16 protein-coding genes and 1 pseudogene are annotated in these 16,297 nt (G+C 70.1%); 13 read left to right on the top strand and 4 right to left on the bottom strand.

Going from position 1 to position 16,297, the window contains the following annotated elements; all coding sequences use genetic code 11:
• Positions 1–7: 7 nt before the first annotated feature.
• Positions 8–274, bottom strand: a pseudogene (locus tag AB0H86_RS18495) (Tn3 family transposase); the annotation flags it as partial.
• A gap of 52 nt (positions 275–326) precedes the next feature.
• On the opposite strand from AB0H86_RS18495, the gene AB0H86_RS18490 reads away from it, so the two are divergent.
• The 7 genes from AB0H86_RS18490 (at position 327) to AB0H86_RS18460 (ending at position 8,526) form a co-directional block, all read left to right on the top strand.
• Positions 327–779 (top strand): GntR family transcriptional regulator, encoded by a 453-nt coding sequence (locus tag AB0H86_RS18490; protein WP_362439112.1) that lies wholly within the window; start codon positions 327–329, stop codon positions 777–779.
• 4 nt (positions 780–783) lie between these two features.
• Positions 784–1,722, top strand: coding sequence for an ABC transporter ATP-binding protein (locus AB0H86_RS18485; RefSeq protein WP_362439700.1), 939 nt, complete (start codon positions 784–786; stop codon positions 1,720–1,722).
• A complete protein-coding gene (locus AB0H86_RS18480; RefSeq protein ID WP_362439109.1) occupies positions 1,719–2,810 on the top strand; it encodes an ABC transporter in 1,092 nt (363 codons plus the stop codon). Before AB0H86_RS18485 ends, AB0H86_RS18480 begins: the two co-directional genes overlap by 4 nt.
• Before the next feature lie 158 nt (positions 2,811–2,968).
• Entirely contained in the window at positions 2,969–6,280 is a 3,312-nt protein-coding gene (locus AB0H86_RS18475; protein WP_362439106.1) for a S8 family serine peptidase, read from the top strand.
• Between the two features lie 246 nt (positions 6,281–6,526).
• Positions 6,527–7,363, top strand: a complete 837-nt coding sequence (locus AB0H86_RS18470) for an alpha/beta hydrolase (RefSeq protein ID WP_329321665.1) — start codon at positions 6,527–6,529, stop codon at positions 7,361–7,363.
• Complete coding sequence (locus AB0H86_RS18465) at positions 7,356–7,973, top strand: TetR-like C-terminal domain-containing protein (RefSeq protein WP_362439103.1); 618 nt, start codon at positions 7,356–7,358, stop codon at positions 7,971–7,973. The genes AB0H86_RS18470 and AB0H86_RS18465 overlap by 8 nt, the downstream gene beginning before the upstream one ends.
• A gap of 100 nt (positions 7,974–8,073) precedes the next feature.
• Entirely contained in the window at positions 8,074–8,526 is a 453-nt protein-coding gene (locus tag AB0H86_RS18460) for an SRPBCC domain-containing protein (protein ID WP_362439100.1), read from the top strand.
• A gap of 41 nt (positions 8,527–8,567) precedes the next feature.
• Here AB0H86_RS18460 and AB0H86_RS18455 read toward each other — a convergent pair whose 3' ends face one another.
• Complete coding sequence (locus tag AB0H86_RS18455) at positions 8,568–9,410, bottom strand: recombinase family protein (RefSeq protein WP_362439097.1); 843 nt, start codon at positions 9,408–9,410, stop codon at positions 8,568–8,570.
• Between the two features lie 66 nt (positions 9,411–9,476).
• Positions 9,477–9,899, bottom strand: a complete 423-nt coding sequence (locus tag AB0H86_RS18450) for a YjbQ family protein (RefSeq protein WP_362439094.1) — start codon at positions 9,897–9,899, stop codon at positions 9,477–9,479.
• A 123-nt stretch (positions 9,900–10,022) separates the two neighbouring features.
• Here AB0H86_RS18450 and AB0H86_RS18445 point away from each other — a divergent pair, with 123 nt between their 5' ends.
• From AB0H86_RS18445 to AB0H86_RS18420, 6 genes are all read left to right on the top strand, one after another.
• Positions 10,023–10,106, top strand: coding sequence for a putative leader peptide (locus AB0H86_RS18445; protein WP_351276907.1), 84 nt, complete (start codon positions 10,023–10,025; stop codon positions 10,104–10,106).
• Positions 10,107–10,258: 152 nt separating this feature from the next.
• Complete coding sequence (locus tag AB0H86_RS18440) at positions 10,259–11,173, top strand: ABC transporter permease (protein ID WP_362439092.1); 915 nt, start codon at positions 10,259–10,261, stop codon at positions 11,171–11,173.
• Positions 11,174–11,289: 116 nt separating this feature from the next.
• Complete coding sequence (locus tag AB0H86_RS18435; protein WP_362439089.1) at positions 11,290–12,000, top strand: ABC transporter ATP-binding protein; 711 nt, start codon at positions 11,290–11,292, stop codon at positions 11,998–12,000.
• A 99-nt stretch (positions 12,001–12,099) separates the two neighbouring features.
• Positions 12,100–13,131, top strand: a complete 1,032-nt coding sequence (locus AB0H86_RS18430; RefSeq protein WP_362439086.1) for an ABC transporter substrate-binding protein — start codon at positions 12,100–12,102, stop codon at positions 13,129–13,131.
• A gap of 1 nt (position 13,132) precedes the next feature.
• Entirely contained in the window at positions 13,133–14,272 is a 1,140-nt protein-coding gene (locus tag AB0H86_RS18425; RefSeq protein WP_362439083.1) for an LLM class flavin-dependent oxidoreductase, read from the top strand.
• Between the two features lie 42 nt (positions 14,273–14,314).
• Positions 14,315–15,391 carry an NAD(P)-binding domain-containing protein gene (locus AB0H86_RS18420; protein ID WP_362439080.1) on the top strand — a complete coding sequence of 359 codons (1,077 nt, stop codon included), beginning with the start codon at positions 14,315–14,317 and terminating at the stop codon, positions 15,389–15,391.
• Between the two features lie 50 nt (positions 15,392–15,441).
• On the opposite strand, the gene mltG is transcribed toward AB0H86_RS18420, so the two are convergent.
• Entirely contained in the window at positions 15,442–16,284 is an 843-nt protein-coding gene (gene mltG / locus AB0H86_RS18415; protein WP_362439077.1) for an endolytic transglycosylase MltG, read from the bottom strand.
• Between the last annotated feature and the right edge of the window lie 13 nt (positions 16,285–16,297).

The raw sequence follows: 16,297 nt of genomic DNA, 5'->3' as shown, positions 1-16,297 counted from the left end.
CGTTGTTGATCCGCTTGATATGCGGCAGCAGGTCGAAGTTCAGCAGCCTCGTGATGCCGAACCCGATTTCCGACTGGCCGTGCGAGTCCGTGTAGTTGGCCTCCACGTCCATCGTGGTGCCGTGCCGCATCGCGCCCTCGATCATCGTGGCGACCTCGGAAGCGGTGCAGTTGATCAGCTGGGAGTGGACATGCCTTGTTCCCTGTCCGCTGATGTCCCAAAAAAAGACGGTCAGGGTACCTCCCACCCGCTTCTCCTCATCCCCGGTCGGCATTGACAACCGCCCTCGCACCTCTCCATCATCATTCCACTAATCAAGTAGTGGAATGATGGTGGTGATCGTGGAGTACCGCATCGACAGGCGGAGCGGGGTCCCCGCCTTCCAGCAGATCGTGCAGCAGACCAAGCAGGCCCTCCGGCTGGGCGTACTCGTGCCGGGTGACCGGCTGCCCACCGCCAAGGAGGTCGCCGCGACCAGCACGGTCAACCCGAACACCACCCTCAAGGCGTACCGCGAGCTGGAGCGCGAGGGCCTGGTCGAACCGCGACCGGGCCAGGGCACCTTCGTACGCCGCACGCTGGGCCGCCCCGAGACGGGCACCGACTCGCCGCTGTACGCGGAGCTGGTGGCGTGGATGTCGAAGGCGGCCGGGGCCGGTCTGGAGCAGGAGGACGTGGCCGCGCTGGTCGCGTCGGCGATGGAGAAGCAGTACGCCGCCGGGAACGTGGCGGCAACGGGGTCCACGGGGGCCACGACAACCAGGAGCACAGGTGAGTGAAGGTATGTACGCGGGGGAACCGGCGATCGAGGCGTACGGGCTGGGGATGCGCTACCGGCGGGGCTGGGCGTTGCGGGACTGCTCCTTCCGGCTCCCGGCGGGACGGATCTGCGGCCTGGTGGGACCCAACGGGGCGGGCAAGACCACGCTGCTGAGCATCGCGGCCCATGTCCTGCAGCCGACGAACGGCTCGATCAGCCTGTTCGGTGAGGCTCCGGGCTCGGTGGAGTCCGGTCGGCGCACAGCGTTCCTCGCCCAGGAGAAGCCCCTGTTCCGCCGCTTCACCGTGGCGGAGACCCTGCGTCTGGGCCGGGAGCTGAACCCCGGCTGGGACCAGCGCGCCGCCGAGGACATCATCCGCGCGGGCAACGTGCCCTTCGACGCGAAGATCAGCACCCTCTCCGGAGGCCAGCGCACCCGCGTCGCCATCGCCCTCGCCTTCGGAAAGCGCCCCGACCTGCTGATGCTCGACGAGCCGATGTCGGACCTCGACCCGGTCGTGCGCCACGAGATCATGGGCACCCTCCTCGCCGAGGCCGCCGAGCGCGGAACCACCGTGCTGATGTCCACCCACGTCCTGGCCGAACTGGAGAACGTGTGCGACTACCTCGTCGTCGTCTCCGGCGGCGGAGTGCGCCTCGCCGGTGACGTGGACGAGCTGATGTCCGTGCACACCCTGGTCACGGGCGCCAAGGAGGGTGACGGCATGCCTCCCGCCCTCGCCCTCGGGCACCACACCCTCGTCGAGTCCCGGACCAGCGGACGGCAGTTCACCGCGCTCATCCGCCCCGAGGGCCCGGTCACCGGCCCCTGGGACACAAACGCCCCGAACATGGAGGAACTCCTGCTCGCCTATCTCCGCTCACCCGACGCACCACCGCTGATCACCCCCACCGCACAGGTCCATGGCCAGGGGTTCGGCACCGGGGCGGTGGCGGCATGAGCACCTTCACCCGCAGCTCGACCAGCACCTCGACCGGCTCCACGAGCGACGGCAAGAACGGGACCATGAACGGGACCATGAACGGGACCCCCGACGGGACCTTGAACGCGACCACCACGGAGGGCAACCGGCGCCCCCGACTCAGCGGTATGACCTGGCTGGTCTGGCGCCAGCACCGGGCCGCGTTCTGGACGATCCTCGCCGCCACCGCGCTCTCCGTGGCCTGGATCGTCTACCAGCGCGGCCAGCTGGTCGACTTCCTCGACGGCTACGGCTATCCCGGCAAGAGCCTCGACGAGGCGGGCGGCAAGTTCCAGCAGTACAACGACGCGTTCTCCTTCGTCTCCATGGGTCTCCAGGCGATACCCATCCTGCTCGGTGTCTTCCTCGGCGCCCCGCTCATCGCGGGCGACCTGGAGAACGGCACCGCCAAGCTGGTCGCCGCCCAGTCCATGAGCCGGACCCGCTGGCTCGCCACGAAGCTGGCGCTGGCCGGACTGGTGGTCGTGGTGAGCACGGGTGTGTTGTCGGCGGTGTTCGGCTGGTGGTGGAACCCCGTCAAGTCCGAGGTCACGGTCATGGACTGGACCTCGGGCGCCGCGTTCAACACGACGGGCCCGGTGCCTGTCGCCCTCACCCTCTTCTCCGTCTTCGGCGGGGTGGCGATCGGTGTGGTGCTGCGGCGCACGCTGATGGCCATGGTGGTCACCTTCGGTTTCACCGTCGTCCTCCAGCTCGTCTGGGGCTACTTCCTGCTGTCGCTCGGCAACGTCGTCACGGTCACGACGAACAAGGGTGTCACGGGCGGGAACGTGTCCCCGTCGCTCCCCCACGGCGCCTACGAAATCGACCAGTCGTATGTCACCGGCAGCGGGGATCTGGTGGGCTGGGGCACCTGTTCGGGGTCGCAGACCGACGCGGCACGGCAGGTGTGCCTGGACAAGGCCGATGTCGTGGGCTGGTCGGTGCAGTACCTCCCGATGTCGCAGATGAACGCCATGCAGTGGTTCGGGGCGTCGATTCTGTTCGCCCTGACCGCCGGTGTCGTGGCGTTCCTCTTCTTCTGGGGGCGTAAGCGGCTCGTCTGAGTCCGTACGCCCCGCGCCCCTTTGCGAAGGGGCGCCTCTTTCCCCCTCTGTTTCTTTGTCCCGTCCGCCGGGCTGCTCTGCCATGCCCGAAGGTCCGGAGAGAAAGGCATGCCTTGAATCACCGTAAGAGGCGAGCGAGTGAGGCTTCCGCTCTCGCCGTGCTCGTCGCCGCCGCCCTTACCTCGGCCCTGCTCGGTGCCCCGGAATCCGGGGCCGCACAGTTCGACAGCGGTACGGCAGGTACGGCCGGCGCCCTCGGCAAGGCCAGGACAGTCACCCTCGTCACCGGTGACCGGGTCACGCTGGACGCCACCGGACAGGTCACCGGTGTGCGGCCCGGCAAGGGTCGGGAAGGCACCGCCTTCCGAATAGCGCGGAGCGCCGACCGCACCTACGTCGTCCCGCGTGACGCCGAGCGGCTCCTCGCGAACGGCACCGCCGACCGGCGGCTGTTCGACGTGACGCAGCTGGTCAAGTGGGGTTACGACGACGCGGCCCGCCCCGACCTCCCGCTGATCGTGACGTACGCCAAGGGCCGCACCCTCGCGCCGAGCGCGCTGTCCGCCGCCGGAGCCCGGGTCAGCCGGGACCTGCCCAGCGTCAACGGGGACGCGCTGAAGGCCCGTAAGTCCGAGGGCGCCGACCTGTGGGAGACGCTCACCGGCAGCGGGGGGACGGCGCGGGAGAGGTCGGCCGCCGCCGACCGGGTCGAGAAGATCTGGCTCGATGGGAAGGTCGAGGCGGCCCTCGACCGGAGCACCGCGCAGATCGGCGCCCCCGAGGCCTGGGCGGCGGGGTACGACGGCACGGGCGTCGAGGTCGCCGTGCTGGACACCGGAGTTGACGGCACGCACCCGGATCTGAAGGGCCGTATCGACGCGGCGAAGAACTTCTCCGAGGCGGCGGACACGGTCGACCGGGTGGGTCACGGCACGCATGTGGCGTCCACGGTCGCGGGGTCCGGCGCGCACTCCGGGGGCAAGTACAAGGGGGTCGCGCCGGGCGCCCGGCTGATCAGCGGCAAGGTGCTCGACGACGACGGCTACGGCGAGGAGTCCGGGGTCATCGCCGGCGCGCAGTGGGCCGTCGCGCAGGGTGTCGAGGTGGTCAACCTCAGCCTGGGCGGCCCCGACAGCCCCGGTGACGACCCCCTCGAACAGGCGGTGAACGAGCTGTCCGCCTCCTCCGGCGCCCTCTTCGTGATCGCCGCAGGCAACGAGGGCCCCGCCGCCGGGACCGTAGGTTCGCCGGGCAGCGCCGCCGCCGCGCTCACCGTCGGCGCGGTGGACCGCACCGACGCCATGGCCGAGTTCTCCAGCCGCGGCCCGACAGCGGACGGTTCCCTCAAGCCCGACCTCACCGCCCCCGGCGTCGACATCGTCGCCGCGAAGGCGGCCGAGGGCACGTTGGGCGACCCGGCCGCCGACGGCTACGTTTCGATGAGCGGTACGTCGATGGCGACCCCGCATGTCGCGGGCGCCGCCGCGATCCTCGCCCAGCGTCACCCCGACTGGACCGGTGAGCGCCTCAAGGCCGCGCTCACCGCATCCGCCAAGCCGACCGCCGGTGTCTCGGCGTTCGCGCAGGGTACGGGTCGTACGGACCTCACCCGCGCCCTCGACCAGCAGCTCACCACCACCCCCGCCACCCTCGGCTTCCCCGCCCAACAGTGGCCGCACACCGACGACCAGCCGGTCATCAGGACGGTCACGTACCGCAACGACGGCGACCGCCCCCGCACCCTCGACCTGGCCACCGAGGCGTACGGCGAGGACGGAAAGCCCGCCGCCCAGGGCATGTTCGAGGTCTCGCCGAAACAGCTCACCGTCCCGGCGGGCGCCACCGCGACCGCCCAGGTCACCGCAGACAGCGGCGCGGGCACGGCCGACGGCTCCTTCGGCGGCGCGCTCACCGCGACGGACGGCGCGGGTACGACCGTACGGACCGGCATCGGCGTACACCGCGAGGTCGAGTCGTACGACCTGACGGTCAAGCACCTCGACCTGAAGGGCAAGACCGCCATCCGTTCCGAGACCGGGGTGCAGGGCCTGGACAACGAGATCTGGCAGGACTACTCCGACGACACGGACGGCGAGTTCACCGTACGGCTGCCCAAGGGGCGTTACAGCCTCGAAGGCCGTATCGACACGGGCGCGACCCCCGAATCCGGGGAGCTGGCCCTTCTCCTCAACCCGAAGTTCTCGCTCACCCGTGACACCACCCTCGTGATGGACGCCCGCAAGGCCAAGCCGATCCGGATCACAGTGCCGGACAGCAGGGCCAAGCACACCGACGCCACCCTCAACTACGGGTTCGACATCGACGGGTACCGCAGCATCTCCACGTACGACATGGGCGACTTCGGCAGGCTGCGCGTCGGTCAGTTCGGGGCCCGGCTTCCGGCGGGCGAGGCGTTCGCGCAGTACAACGGCACCTGGACGCACGGCAGTACGCACTACCGGCCGACCTGGAACCGTACCGGCGACCTGTCGGGCTTCACCGCGAACCTGAAGCGCGGGCAGTTCGCCAAGGTCACGCTCGCCGCCGGTGCGCCCGCCAGGGGCAAGACGGCGACGCTCGTCGCCGCGCCGATGACTCCGGGCGGCTCGTCGTTCGACTTCCACCTCGACACGCGCTCGCTGCCGGGCGCTTTCACCGAGTACGTCCTGCCGGGCGTGCGGTGGCGGTACTCCGTCTCGCAGGACGGAGGCAAGGACGCGGACGGCGAACCGGTGTGGGAGGCCGGCCAGTGGATCGCGAAGCCCCGCTCGTACAGCGCGGGCAGGCAGTACACCGAGCGCTTCAACACCGGCGTCTTCGGCCCGCACCTCACCGGCCCGTTGACGGACGGCGAGGACCGTCCCGGCGCGGTCCGTATCGGTGACACCCTCCTGGCCTACCTTCCCCTGTTCTCCGACGGCGCCGGCCATGTGGGCGACTCCCGCTACAGCAGGGCCAGGAGCACCCTGTACGCGGGCGGCACGCGGGTCTTCGCCGTGGACACGCCGCTGACCGGCGTCTCGTACGAACTCCCCGCTGCCAAGCGCTCGTTCCGTCTCACCACGGACGTCTCCCGCCCCACCACGCTGTCCTCGGTCAGCACCCGGGTCACCGCCGAGTGGACCTTCACCTCCGCGCACGTCACCGGTGTCGGGCAGCGGCTGCCGCTGTCGGTGGTCCGCTTCACGCCCCGGCTGTCCACGGAGAGCACGGCCAAGGCGGGTACGCGTTTCTCTGTCCCGTTCACGGTCGAGGGCGCGGCCACCGCGCGCACCGCCCGCAAGTTGGCCTTCTCCGTCTCGTACGACGACGGCCGGACCTGGCACCCGGCGAAGGCGGTCGACGGCAAGCGCCTCGACCTGCGCCACCCGGCGAAGGCGGGCACGGTCTCTCTGCGCGTGACGCTCACGGACGCGGCCGGCAACACCCTGAAGCAGACGATCCACCGGGCCTACCGGGCCGTCAAGTAGGCGTCTGTACACGTGTGTTGGTTGGACGCCCGGGTCGGCTTCGGCCGGCTCGGGCGCTCTTGCTGTGAACGGGACCCGCTGACCGTCGGAATGTCGCCGGCCCACACCTGGTCCGGGGCGTCGGCGGTGAAGTCACGGCGCACGAAGTCCGGCCCCCGATCGAGCGCGGCTGGGTGTGGTGTTGACCTTCATGGCTAACGTTACTAGTCTACAGCTAATCGCATTAGCCATTTGGTGGAGGACGGCATGACCGAGCACCTGAGAATCGGCAAGAACACCATCGCCTTCGACGTGACCGGGGAGGGTCCCCTGGTCGTGCTGGCGCACGGTATCGGCGACAGCCGGCACTCCTACCGCTTCCTCGTTCCCGGCCTGGTGGCCGCCGGATACCGGGTCGCGAACGTCGACATCCGCGGGTGCGGTGAGTCCAGCCTCGGCTGGGACGGATACAGCCGCACCGACATCGCCGGAGATCTGGTCGCCGTCGTGCGTCACCTCGGCGGCCCGGCCGTGATCATCGGGCAGTCGATCAGCGGCGGCGCCGCGACCATCGCGGCCGCCACCGCGCCCGACGTGATCAGCGGAGTGATCGAGCTGGCTCCGTTCACCCGTGCGCAGCCGGTCGACCTGGGCGGGCTGATCCGGGTCAAGCGCTTCCGGACCGGGTACACGCGGATGGCGCAGGTCATCGTCCGGGGACGCCTGGCGGACTGGAAGAAGTACCTCGACGTGGCCTACCCGGCCAAGCCCGCCGACTGGAACAGCGAACTGGCCCGCATCGAGGCCACGCTGAGTGAGCCCGGCCGGATGAAGGCCCTGCAGGACATGTGCAAGTCCAAGCCCACCGACGCCGGCACCCAGCTCGCCCACGTCACCTGCCCGGTCCTGATCGTCGAAGGCAGCCTGGACCCCGACTGGGCCGACCCCCGCGCCGAAGGGGCGAAGATCATCGCCGACCTGCCCGCCGGCCTCGGTGAGCTGGCCGTGATCGACGGCGCCGGCCACTACCCGCACGCCCAGACCCCCGACCAGGTCCTCGCGCTGGCCCTGCCGTTCCTGGCCAAGGCGGCTGCCGGTGCCTAGGGCCGGACTCACCGCCGCGACGGTCACCGAAGCCGCCGCCGCCCTGGCCGACGAGGTCGGGTTCGACCAGCTCAGCATGGGCCTGGTCGCCGAACGGCTCGGGGTCAGGACCCCCTCGCTGTACAAGCACGTCACCGGCCAGACCGACCTCGCCCACCGGATCGCCATCCTGGCCATGAACCAGTGCGCCGACGCCATCCGCGACGCCATCCAGGGCCGGGCCGGCACCGAAGCCCTGGCCCGCGGCGCGCAGGCGATGCGGACGTTCGTCAAGGACCACCACGGCCGATACGCCGCAGCCAACGCCGCCCGCCCGACCGGACCCGACGACCCCCTCATCGACGCTCTCAACCGGGTGGTCGACTCCTGGGCGGCCATGCTGCACGGCTACCGGATCGACCCCGACCAGCAGATCCACGCGCTGCGGATGCTGCGCACCGTCCTGCACGGATACGCATCCCTGGAAGCAGCCGGCGGGTTCCAGTTCGCCACCGACATCGACGACAGCTTCACCTGGATGATCGACTTCATCGACCACGGCCTGCAGGAGGCCACGGCCACCAGCACCAACAGCGCCCCCTCCAGGGCCGCGCCGGGCGTGACGCTCTGACCGCCGTGGACTGCGCTCCACGCCAGTCCCCGGCCCCACCGACCACCGGTAGACCACCCGCTCGCCGAACCCCCGCCCCTCCCTCCCGCACCAGCCAGAAGTGGAAACCACCATGAAGCCGGTGCTCACCGCCGTTATTGACATCGACGCCACCCCGCAAGCGGTGTGGGACGTCCTCACCGACTTCGCCGCCTACGGCGAGTGGAGCACCTTCTCCGCAGCCGAGGGAAGTGCTCAAGTGGGAAGCCGGCTCACGATGCGCATGCCGGGCATGACCTTCAGGCCCACGGTCACCGTCGCGACGCCTGGCCAGGAACTGCGGTGGGTCGGCACGCTCGGCAGCAAGCAGCTGTTCCACGGCCAGCACTCCTTCGTCCTTTCCCCCAACCACGACGGCACCACCCGCCTGACCAACCACGAGGAATTCTCCGGCGCCCTGGTCACCCTGATTCGGCGCTTCCTCAGAACACCCAAAAAAGACGGGTACGCCGCCTTCAACACCGGCCTCAAGCAGCGGGTGGAAGTCCGCACCGGGCTCGGGCCGGGTGCGTGAGATGCCGGTGGCCGGGATGGTCGCGGGGATCGGGATGGCCGTCACGATCCCCTGCCCCAGACCCTCGCTGCCGCCGCCGAACTCCAGCGCGACCTCCAGCGTGAGCTGACGTACGACGGACTACGGGCCGCCGAAACCAAGGGCAGCAAGGGCGGGCGCCGCCCGGTTGTCACGGCCGCGAAGGCCATCGCCGTGCGCGCCGCGTACCTGGGCGGCCAGTCGATCGCCGGGCTGGGGGTGACGTTGTCAGGGTCAGCCAGAACGCGGCGGGCGACCTGCCTTATGACTTCCGAAGCGTGCGGATGGTGTTCGACGCGGTCGATCTTGCCGCCCATCACCTTCCGCACGTACTGGAAGCCGTAGGACGGTTTGCCCTTCGGGCGGCCGGCCGCACGAGTCTTGATTGTGGCGTCACGGTTCCGGCGCTGGATCGCGCGGAGTTCCATCTGCGCACCCCAGGCCTCCATGGTGAAGCGGTTCTCGTCGGCCGGGTCATCAAGTTCCCAAGGACCGTCGTGCCCGTATGTGACGAGCACCTTCTTCTCGTCCCGCATCTTGTAGCCGGTGTTCAGGCAGTCGACTACGTTGCGGCCGAGCCGGTCCACCGCGGCGGCGACGAGGCCGTCGTAGGGACCCTTCTCATCATGGAGCCAGGGGCCCAGCTTCGGGCGCGTCATCGGATCGGTGGCTCCCGAGACCTCCCAGTCGTCGGCCCAACCGATGATGTGGGCGCCGACGGAGGCGGCCGCCGTGAGCACGTTCTCCCGCTGACGCTCAGGGGATGACGTGGCCAGCTTCACGCGGGACAGTCGCCGCACGCCGAGCAGGCATTTGCCGCATCCGTCGTAAGGTCGTTCAATCACGTTCAGGTCCGTACCGTGCAAGTTGCTCTCCGTTCGAGCGTGCAGAGTACGGAGAATTGGCGGCAGGACCTCCGCGAGCGATCTTGGTCAGCCCAAGAAGCTCAGTCGAACCTGACGGTTGACATTAGAGATGTTCGTGTCCACCAGGCACACCGACTGCCACGTCCCCAGCTCCAGCCGCCCGCCCACCACCGGGAGCGTCGCGTGCGGGGGAACGATGGCGGGCAGGACGTGGTCGCGGCCGTGGCCCGGGCTGCCGTGGCGGTGCTGCCAGCGGTCGTCGGCGGGGAGGAGGGTGTGCAGGGCGGCGAGGAGGTCGTCGTCGCTGCCGGCGCCCGTCTCGATGATCGCGACACCGGCCGTCGCATGCGGGACGAAGAGATTCAGCAGGCCGTCGCGTCCGGCGGCCACCTCGCGCAGGAAGGCCTCGCAGTCGCCGGTGAGGTCGGCGATCCGCTCCGTGGAACCGGTCGTCACGTTCAGGACTCGGGTGGTGAAGGCGTCTGACATACCTCCCATCCTCACCCACTCATCGCGTTTCACACCCGCCCGGCCGACCACCACCCGATACGGATGTCCCACTTCCCGAGACGCCATTGACCGTGGCCACGTCACCTGACTACGTTCAGCCGCATGTTGCGTTCAGCCATGCTCACCACGCGCGGTCACATCGACCTGCTGCGGGTGGCCTCCGCCGCGTGTCGCCGCGGCTGCTGACGCCCTCTCTTTCTTCGCCCCTCCCCTCGCCCGGTCCGGATCTGACCCCCGTCTGATCCGCGCCGCCGCCCCCGCACGTCCTGGTCACTCCTGAGACGTGGCGGCGCCCTGGCGCATCCCTCACCGGCCGCTCTCCTGGCCATGGAGCACTCATGAGCATCAGCCATGCCCCGCCCGGCTCCCAAGAATCCGATATTTCCGATATATCAACCTCCACTCCCGTCGGGACTCCCGCCGAGCCCGACGCCGCCGAGCGGTCTCCGCTCGACCTCCACGCTCTCGTCCCCAGCTCCACCCGCCGCACCCGCGTGCCCCGCTGGCTGCGTCGCACCACCGGTCCGCTGGTGTTGCTGGCGCTGTGGCAACTCCTCAGCAGCATCGGCGTGTTGACCCCCGACGTACTCGCCTCACCGGGGCGGATCGCGCAGGTGGGCCGGGATCTGATCGCCGACGGTTCGCTGACCTCCGCGATGGGCACCTCACTGCGGCGCGTGGCGGCCGGACTGCTGTTCGGCGTCGTCGTCGGCACCGGACTCGCCCTGGTCTCGGGCCTGTTCAGGATCGGCGAGGACCTCGTGGACGCTCCCGTCCAGATGCTGCGGACCGTGCCCTTCGTGGGACTGATCCCGCTGTTCATCATCTGGTTCGGCATCGGTGAGACACCGAAGGTCGCCATCATCACGCTCGGCGTGACCTTCCCGCTCTACCTCAACGTGTACGCCGGTATCCGCGGTGTGGACTCCCAGCTGATCGAGGCCGGGGAGTCCCTCGGTCTGTCGAAGTGGGGGCTCGTGCGGCACGTCGTCCTGCCGGGCGCGCTGCCCGGGGCGATGACCGGCCTGCGCTACTCCCTGGGCATCTCGTGGCTCGCGCTGGTCTTCGCCGAGCAGGTCAACGCGGACTCCGGCATCGGGTTCCTGATGGTGCAGGCACGGGACTTCCTGCGGACCGACGTGATCGTGGTCTGCCTGATCGTCTACGCCTTCCTCGGCCTGCTGGCCGACTTCGTCGTCCGTACCCTCGAAAGGCTGCTGCTGCAATGGCGACCGACATTCACCGGCCGGTGAGCCCCCAGATGTCCCAGGTGTCCCCGGTGTCCCCGGTGCCCCAGCGCTCCAAGGCGTCCGACGCGTCCGTTGCGCCCGTTGCGTCCCCCACGTCTTCGGTGTCCTCGGTCGCCTCGGTGTCCCAGGCCGTCCGGGTGGAGGGGCTGACCCGCTCCTTCGACGGCCGCGCCGTCATCGACGACCTGCGACTCGACATCCAGCGGGGTGAGTTCGTCGCCCTGCTCGGCCGCAGCGGCTGCGGCAAGTCCACGCTGCTGCGCATCCTCGCCGGTCTCGACCGTGACATCGAGGGCACGGTCCTCGTCCCGCGCCGCAAGGCCGTCGCGTTCCAGGCGCCGCGGCTGATGCCGTGGAAGAAGGTGTGGCGCAACGTGCTGCTCGGGCTGCCGGGAAGGCCCGAACGCGCCCTCGCCGACCGGGCCCTCGAAGAGGTCGGCCTGGACCACCGCTCCGACGCCTGGCCCAAGACGCTCTCCGGCGGTGAGGCCCAACGCGCCTCACTGGCCCGGGCGTTGGTCCGTGAGCCCGATCTGCTGCTGCTCGACGAGCCGTTCGGCGCGCTCGACGCGCTCACCCGGATCAAGGCCCAGCGTCTGGTGGGCGAGTTGTGGCGACGGCGCGGCTGCGCGGTCCTGCTCGTCACGCACGACGTCGAGGAGGCCGTTCTGCTCGCCGACCGTGTCCTGGTGATGGACGACGGTGTCATCGCGCACGAGCAGCAGATCGACCTGGACGAGCCGCGCGACATCACCGACCCGCGGTTCGCCGAACTGCGCGCCGGACTCCTGGAGCGCCTCGGAGTCGACCCGGCCGCCGAAGCCGCCTGACCACTCCCCACCTGCCCCCCCGCCTGCCCCCACCTGATCAGCGACTGCCCGACCACCCCCGAGCCGCACAGCACAGCACAGCACAGAACGGATCCCCCCATGCGACGAAGTCTCGTCCCCGCCGCCCTGCTCCTCCCCTTCGCTCTCGTACTCACCGCATGCGGCGGCAACTCGTCGGCCAGCACCGGGGCGGGCGACGGCACCGACGGCAAGGGCTCCCTCACGCTCGACGTCGGTGACCAGAAGGGTGGTTCCGAGGCCATCCTGCGGGCCGCCGGAGAGCTCAAGAACCTCAAATACAAGATCAAGTGGTCCACGTTCACCTCGGGCCCGCCACTCCTGGAAGCGGTCAACGCCAAGGCCGTCGACGTCGGCGGCGTCGGCAACACCCCGCCGGTCTTCGCGGCCGGCGCCAACTCCAAGATCTCGGTGGTGGCCGCCTGGCACGGCACGTCCAAGGGCGACACGATCCTCGTACCCAACGACTCGAAGCTGAAGGACCCCAAGCAGCTCAAGGGCAAATCCATCGCCGTGGCGCAGGGCTCCTCCGCCCACTACCAGCTGGTCGCCAGCCTGAAGAGGGCCGGGCTGACCTTCGACGACGTCAAGGTGAAGTACCTCCAGCCCGCGGACGCGCTGGCCGCGTTCACCTCCGGCAAGGTCGACGCGTGGGCGGTGTGGGACCCGTACACCTCGCAGGTGCTCCAGGCCAAGCTGGGCCGCGTGCTCACGACCGGCGACGGCATCACCAACGGCCTCAGCTTCCAGGTGGCCTCGCCCGACGCGCTGAAGAACAAGAAGAAGTCCGCCGCCGTCAAGGACTACCTGGACCGGCTGCGCCGCGCCTACGCCTGGGTGTACGACCACCCCGAGGCGTGGGCCAAGGTGTGGGCCGAGGACACGGGGCTGCCGTACGAGGCGGCGCTGGGCGCGGTGAAGCGCACCAACGCCTCCCGTGTTCCGGTCGCGGTCGACAAGCCGCTCATCGCCTCCGAGCAGGAGATCGCGGACGCCTTCACCGGCCTGAAGCTGATCCCGCGCACGGTGGACTTCGGGAAGTTCGTCGACACCCGCTTCAACGGTGACCTGCCGCCGTCCACGACCGCCCCGCGCGTCTTCAAGGAGAAGTGACATGACCGTCCGCCTCCACTGGTTCCTGCCGACGGGCGGCGACGGCCGTACGCTCATCGACCGGCACGCGTACGCCTCCAACGGGTCCGGCCCGGTGCGCGGAGTACGTGCGCCCGACATCGAGTACCTGGCCCAGATCGCCAAGGCGGCCGAGCAGTTGGGCTTCGAGGCGGTGCTCACCCCGACCGGCACCTGGTGCGAGGACGCCTGGCTGACGACCGTGGCACTCGCCCAGCACACCGAGCGCCTGAAGTTCCTGGTGGCGTTGCGGCCGGGGCTGATCTCGCCGACGCTCGCCGCGCAGATGGCGGCCACCTATCAGCGGGTCACACGCGGGCGGCTGCTGCTGAACGTCGTCACGGGCGGCGACTCGACCGAGCAACGGCGCTTCGGCGACCGGCTCGACCACGACCGGCGGTATGCCCGTACCGACGAGTTCCTGTCGGTGGTACGCGGGGTCTGGCGGGGTGAGCCGTACGACTTCCACGGCACGCACTACCAGGTCGACGGCGGGCTGACCGCGCTGCCGCCGGACCCGGTGCCGCAGGTGTTCTTCGGTGGGTCCTCCGCTGCCGCCGGGCCGGTCGCCGCGCGGCACGCCGACGTCTATCTGACCTGGGGCGAGCCGCCCGCGCAGGTCAAGGAGAAGATCGACTGGATCCGCTCGCTCGCCGAGCGGGAGGGCCGCACGGTCCGGTTCGGGATCCGGTTGCACACCATCTCGCGCGACTCGGCGGCCGAGGCCTGGGCGACCGCGAACCGGCTGCTCGACGACCTCGACGCGGACAGCGTCGCGGCGGCGCAGGCGGCGCTCGGCCGCAGTGAGTCGGTGGGCCAGCAGCGGATGCTGGCCCTGCACGGCGGCTCCCGGGACGAGTTGGAGATCCATCCGAACCTGTGGGCGGGCGTGGGGCTGGTCCGCGGCGGCGCGGGCACCGCCCTCGTCGGCAGTCATGCCGAGGTCGCCGACCTGATCGAGGAGTACCACGCGCTGGGCGTCGAGCACTTCGTGCTCTCCGGGTATCCGCACCTGGAGGAGGCGTACTGGTTCGGCGAGGGTGTGATCCCCGAACTGGCGTCCCGGGGGCTGGTCGAGACCGCGACGGCCGGCAAGCCGTTCCTCGTGGGAAGCGGGCGCTGACCGCACGGGAAGATCCACGGGCTTCGCGCTGTTGGTAGAACCGTGAACAACACGCGCGAGGTCGACGTGGTCGTCATAGGCGCCGGACAGGCCGGACTGGCCGGCGCCTATCACCTGCGCCGCACGGGCTACGAGCCGGACCGGGACTTCGTGGTGCTCGACCACTCCCCCGGCCCCGGCGGCGCCTGGCAGTTCCGATGGCCGTCGCTGACGTACGGCAAGGTGCACGGGATGCATTCCCTGCCCGGCATGGAACTCACCGGCGCCGATCCGTCCAGGCCCTCCGCCGAGGTCGTCACCGAGTACTTCGACAGGTACGAGCGCGCCTTCGACCTGCGGGTCAAACGGCCCGTCGGGGTGCGCGCCGTCCGCGAGGGCGAGGGCGGCCGGCTGCTCGTCGAGACCTCCGACGGGACCTGGGCGACACGGGCGCTGATCAACGCGACCGGGACCTGGGACCGGCCCTTCTGGCCGCGCTACCCGGGCCAGGAGACCTTCCAAGGACGCCAGTCGCACACCGCGCGCTACTCCGGACCCGAGGAGTTCGCCGGGCAGCGGGTCGTCGTGGTGGGCGGCGGCGCCTCCGGCACCCAGCATCTGCTGGAGATCGCTCCCTACGCGGCCGCCACCACCTGGGTCACCCGGCGGCCGCCCGTGTTCCGCGAGGGGCCCTTCGACGAGAACCTGGGCCGGGCCGCGGTCGCGCTGGTCGAGGAGCGGGTGCGGCAGGGGCTGCCGCCGAAGAGCGTCGTGTCGGTGACGGGGCTTCCGCTCAACGACGCGATACGCCAGGGGATCGCGGACGGAGTGCTGGACCGGCTGCCGATGTTCGACCGGATCACACCCGACGGCGTGGCGTGGAACGACGGCCGGCGCGTGCCGGCCGACGTCATCCTGTGGGCGACCGGGTTCCGGGCCGCCATCGACCACCTGGCGCCGCTGAAACTGCGCGAGCCCGGCGGCGGGATCCGGGTCGAGGGCACGCGCGCGGTGGCGGACCCGCGGATCCACCTCGTCGGCTACGGCCCGTCGGCGAGCACCATCGGCGCCAACCGGGCGGGACGCGCGGCCGTACACGACATCAGGCGGCTGCTGACCGAGGAGCGCGTCGCCGCCTGACGTCCCATGTCGCCCTCCCTCGCGGATCGACAGCAGGCAGACCGTGCCGGTCAACGCGCGGTGGCCCGGCTCCGCTGCTGGAGCCGGTTGAACTCGGCGACATTGCGCTGGTGCTCCGCGTAGTCGGCCGTGAAGCGCGTGTCGCCATATTTGACCGTGACGAAGTACAACCAGTTGCCCGGAGTCGGGGTGATCGCGGCGCGCATCGCGTCCTCGCCCGGGTTCGCGATCGGGGTCGGCGGCAGACCCATGCGCAGGTACGAGTTGTAGGGGCTGTTGATCCGGGTGTCGGCCTCAGTGGTCTTCAGGCTGGAGCGATTGAGCGCGTAGTTGATGGTGGAGTCCATCTGCAGCGGCATGCCGCGCTCCAGGCGGTTGAACACGACCCGGGCCACCTTGCCCATGTCGGCCTTGGAGGCGGCCTCGGACTGGACGATGCTCGCGATGGTGACGGCCTGGTAGACGTTCATGGAGTTGCGCTGCGCGCCGGCCGCGACCGGGGCGCCGTTGAACTTCTTGTTGGCGGTATCGACCATGAACGACACCATCTGCTCCGGAGTCGCCTTCTCCTTGAGCGGATATGTCGCCGGGAAGAGGTAGCCCTCCGGGTTGCCCTCCGCGTCGATCGGCAGCCTCAGGTTGGCCTTGCCAAGGGACTTCTTGGTGGTGCCCGCGGGCAGGGCGAGGATCTTGTCGACGGCGCGGTAGACCTGGGCGGCGCGCCAGCCCTCCGGGACGACCAGGGCGGTGGGCTTCTTCTCCCCGTCGCTGCCCAGGGTCAGGAGCGGCACCGCCACGGCGGTGCCGGCCACGACGGCCCCGGTCACGATGAGGGCGAGACGGCCCCTGCGCGTCAGTCGGATCATGTTCCGTGGCGGAGTGTTCATATGCATGCGGGCACGGTAA

Origin of the sequence: Streptomyces sp. NPDC050997 (genome assembly GCF_040660135.1) — a bacterium.
Classification (GTDB): domain Bacteria; phylum Actinomycetota; class Actinomycetes; order Streptomycetales; family Streptomycetaceae; genus Streptomyces.
The sequence above is the reverse complement of the archived record's forward strand: the minus strand, read 5'-3'. Positions and strand labels throughout refer to the sequence as shown.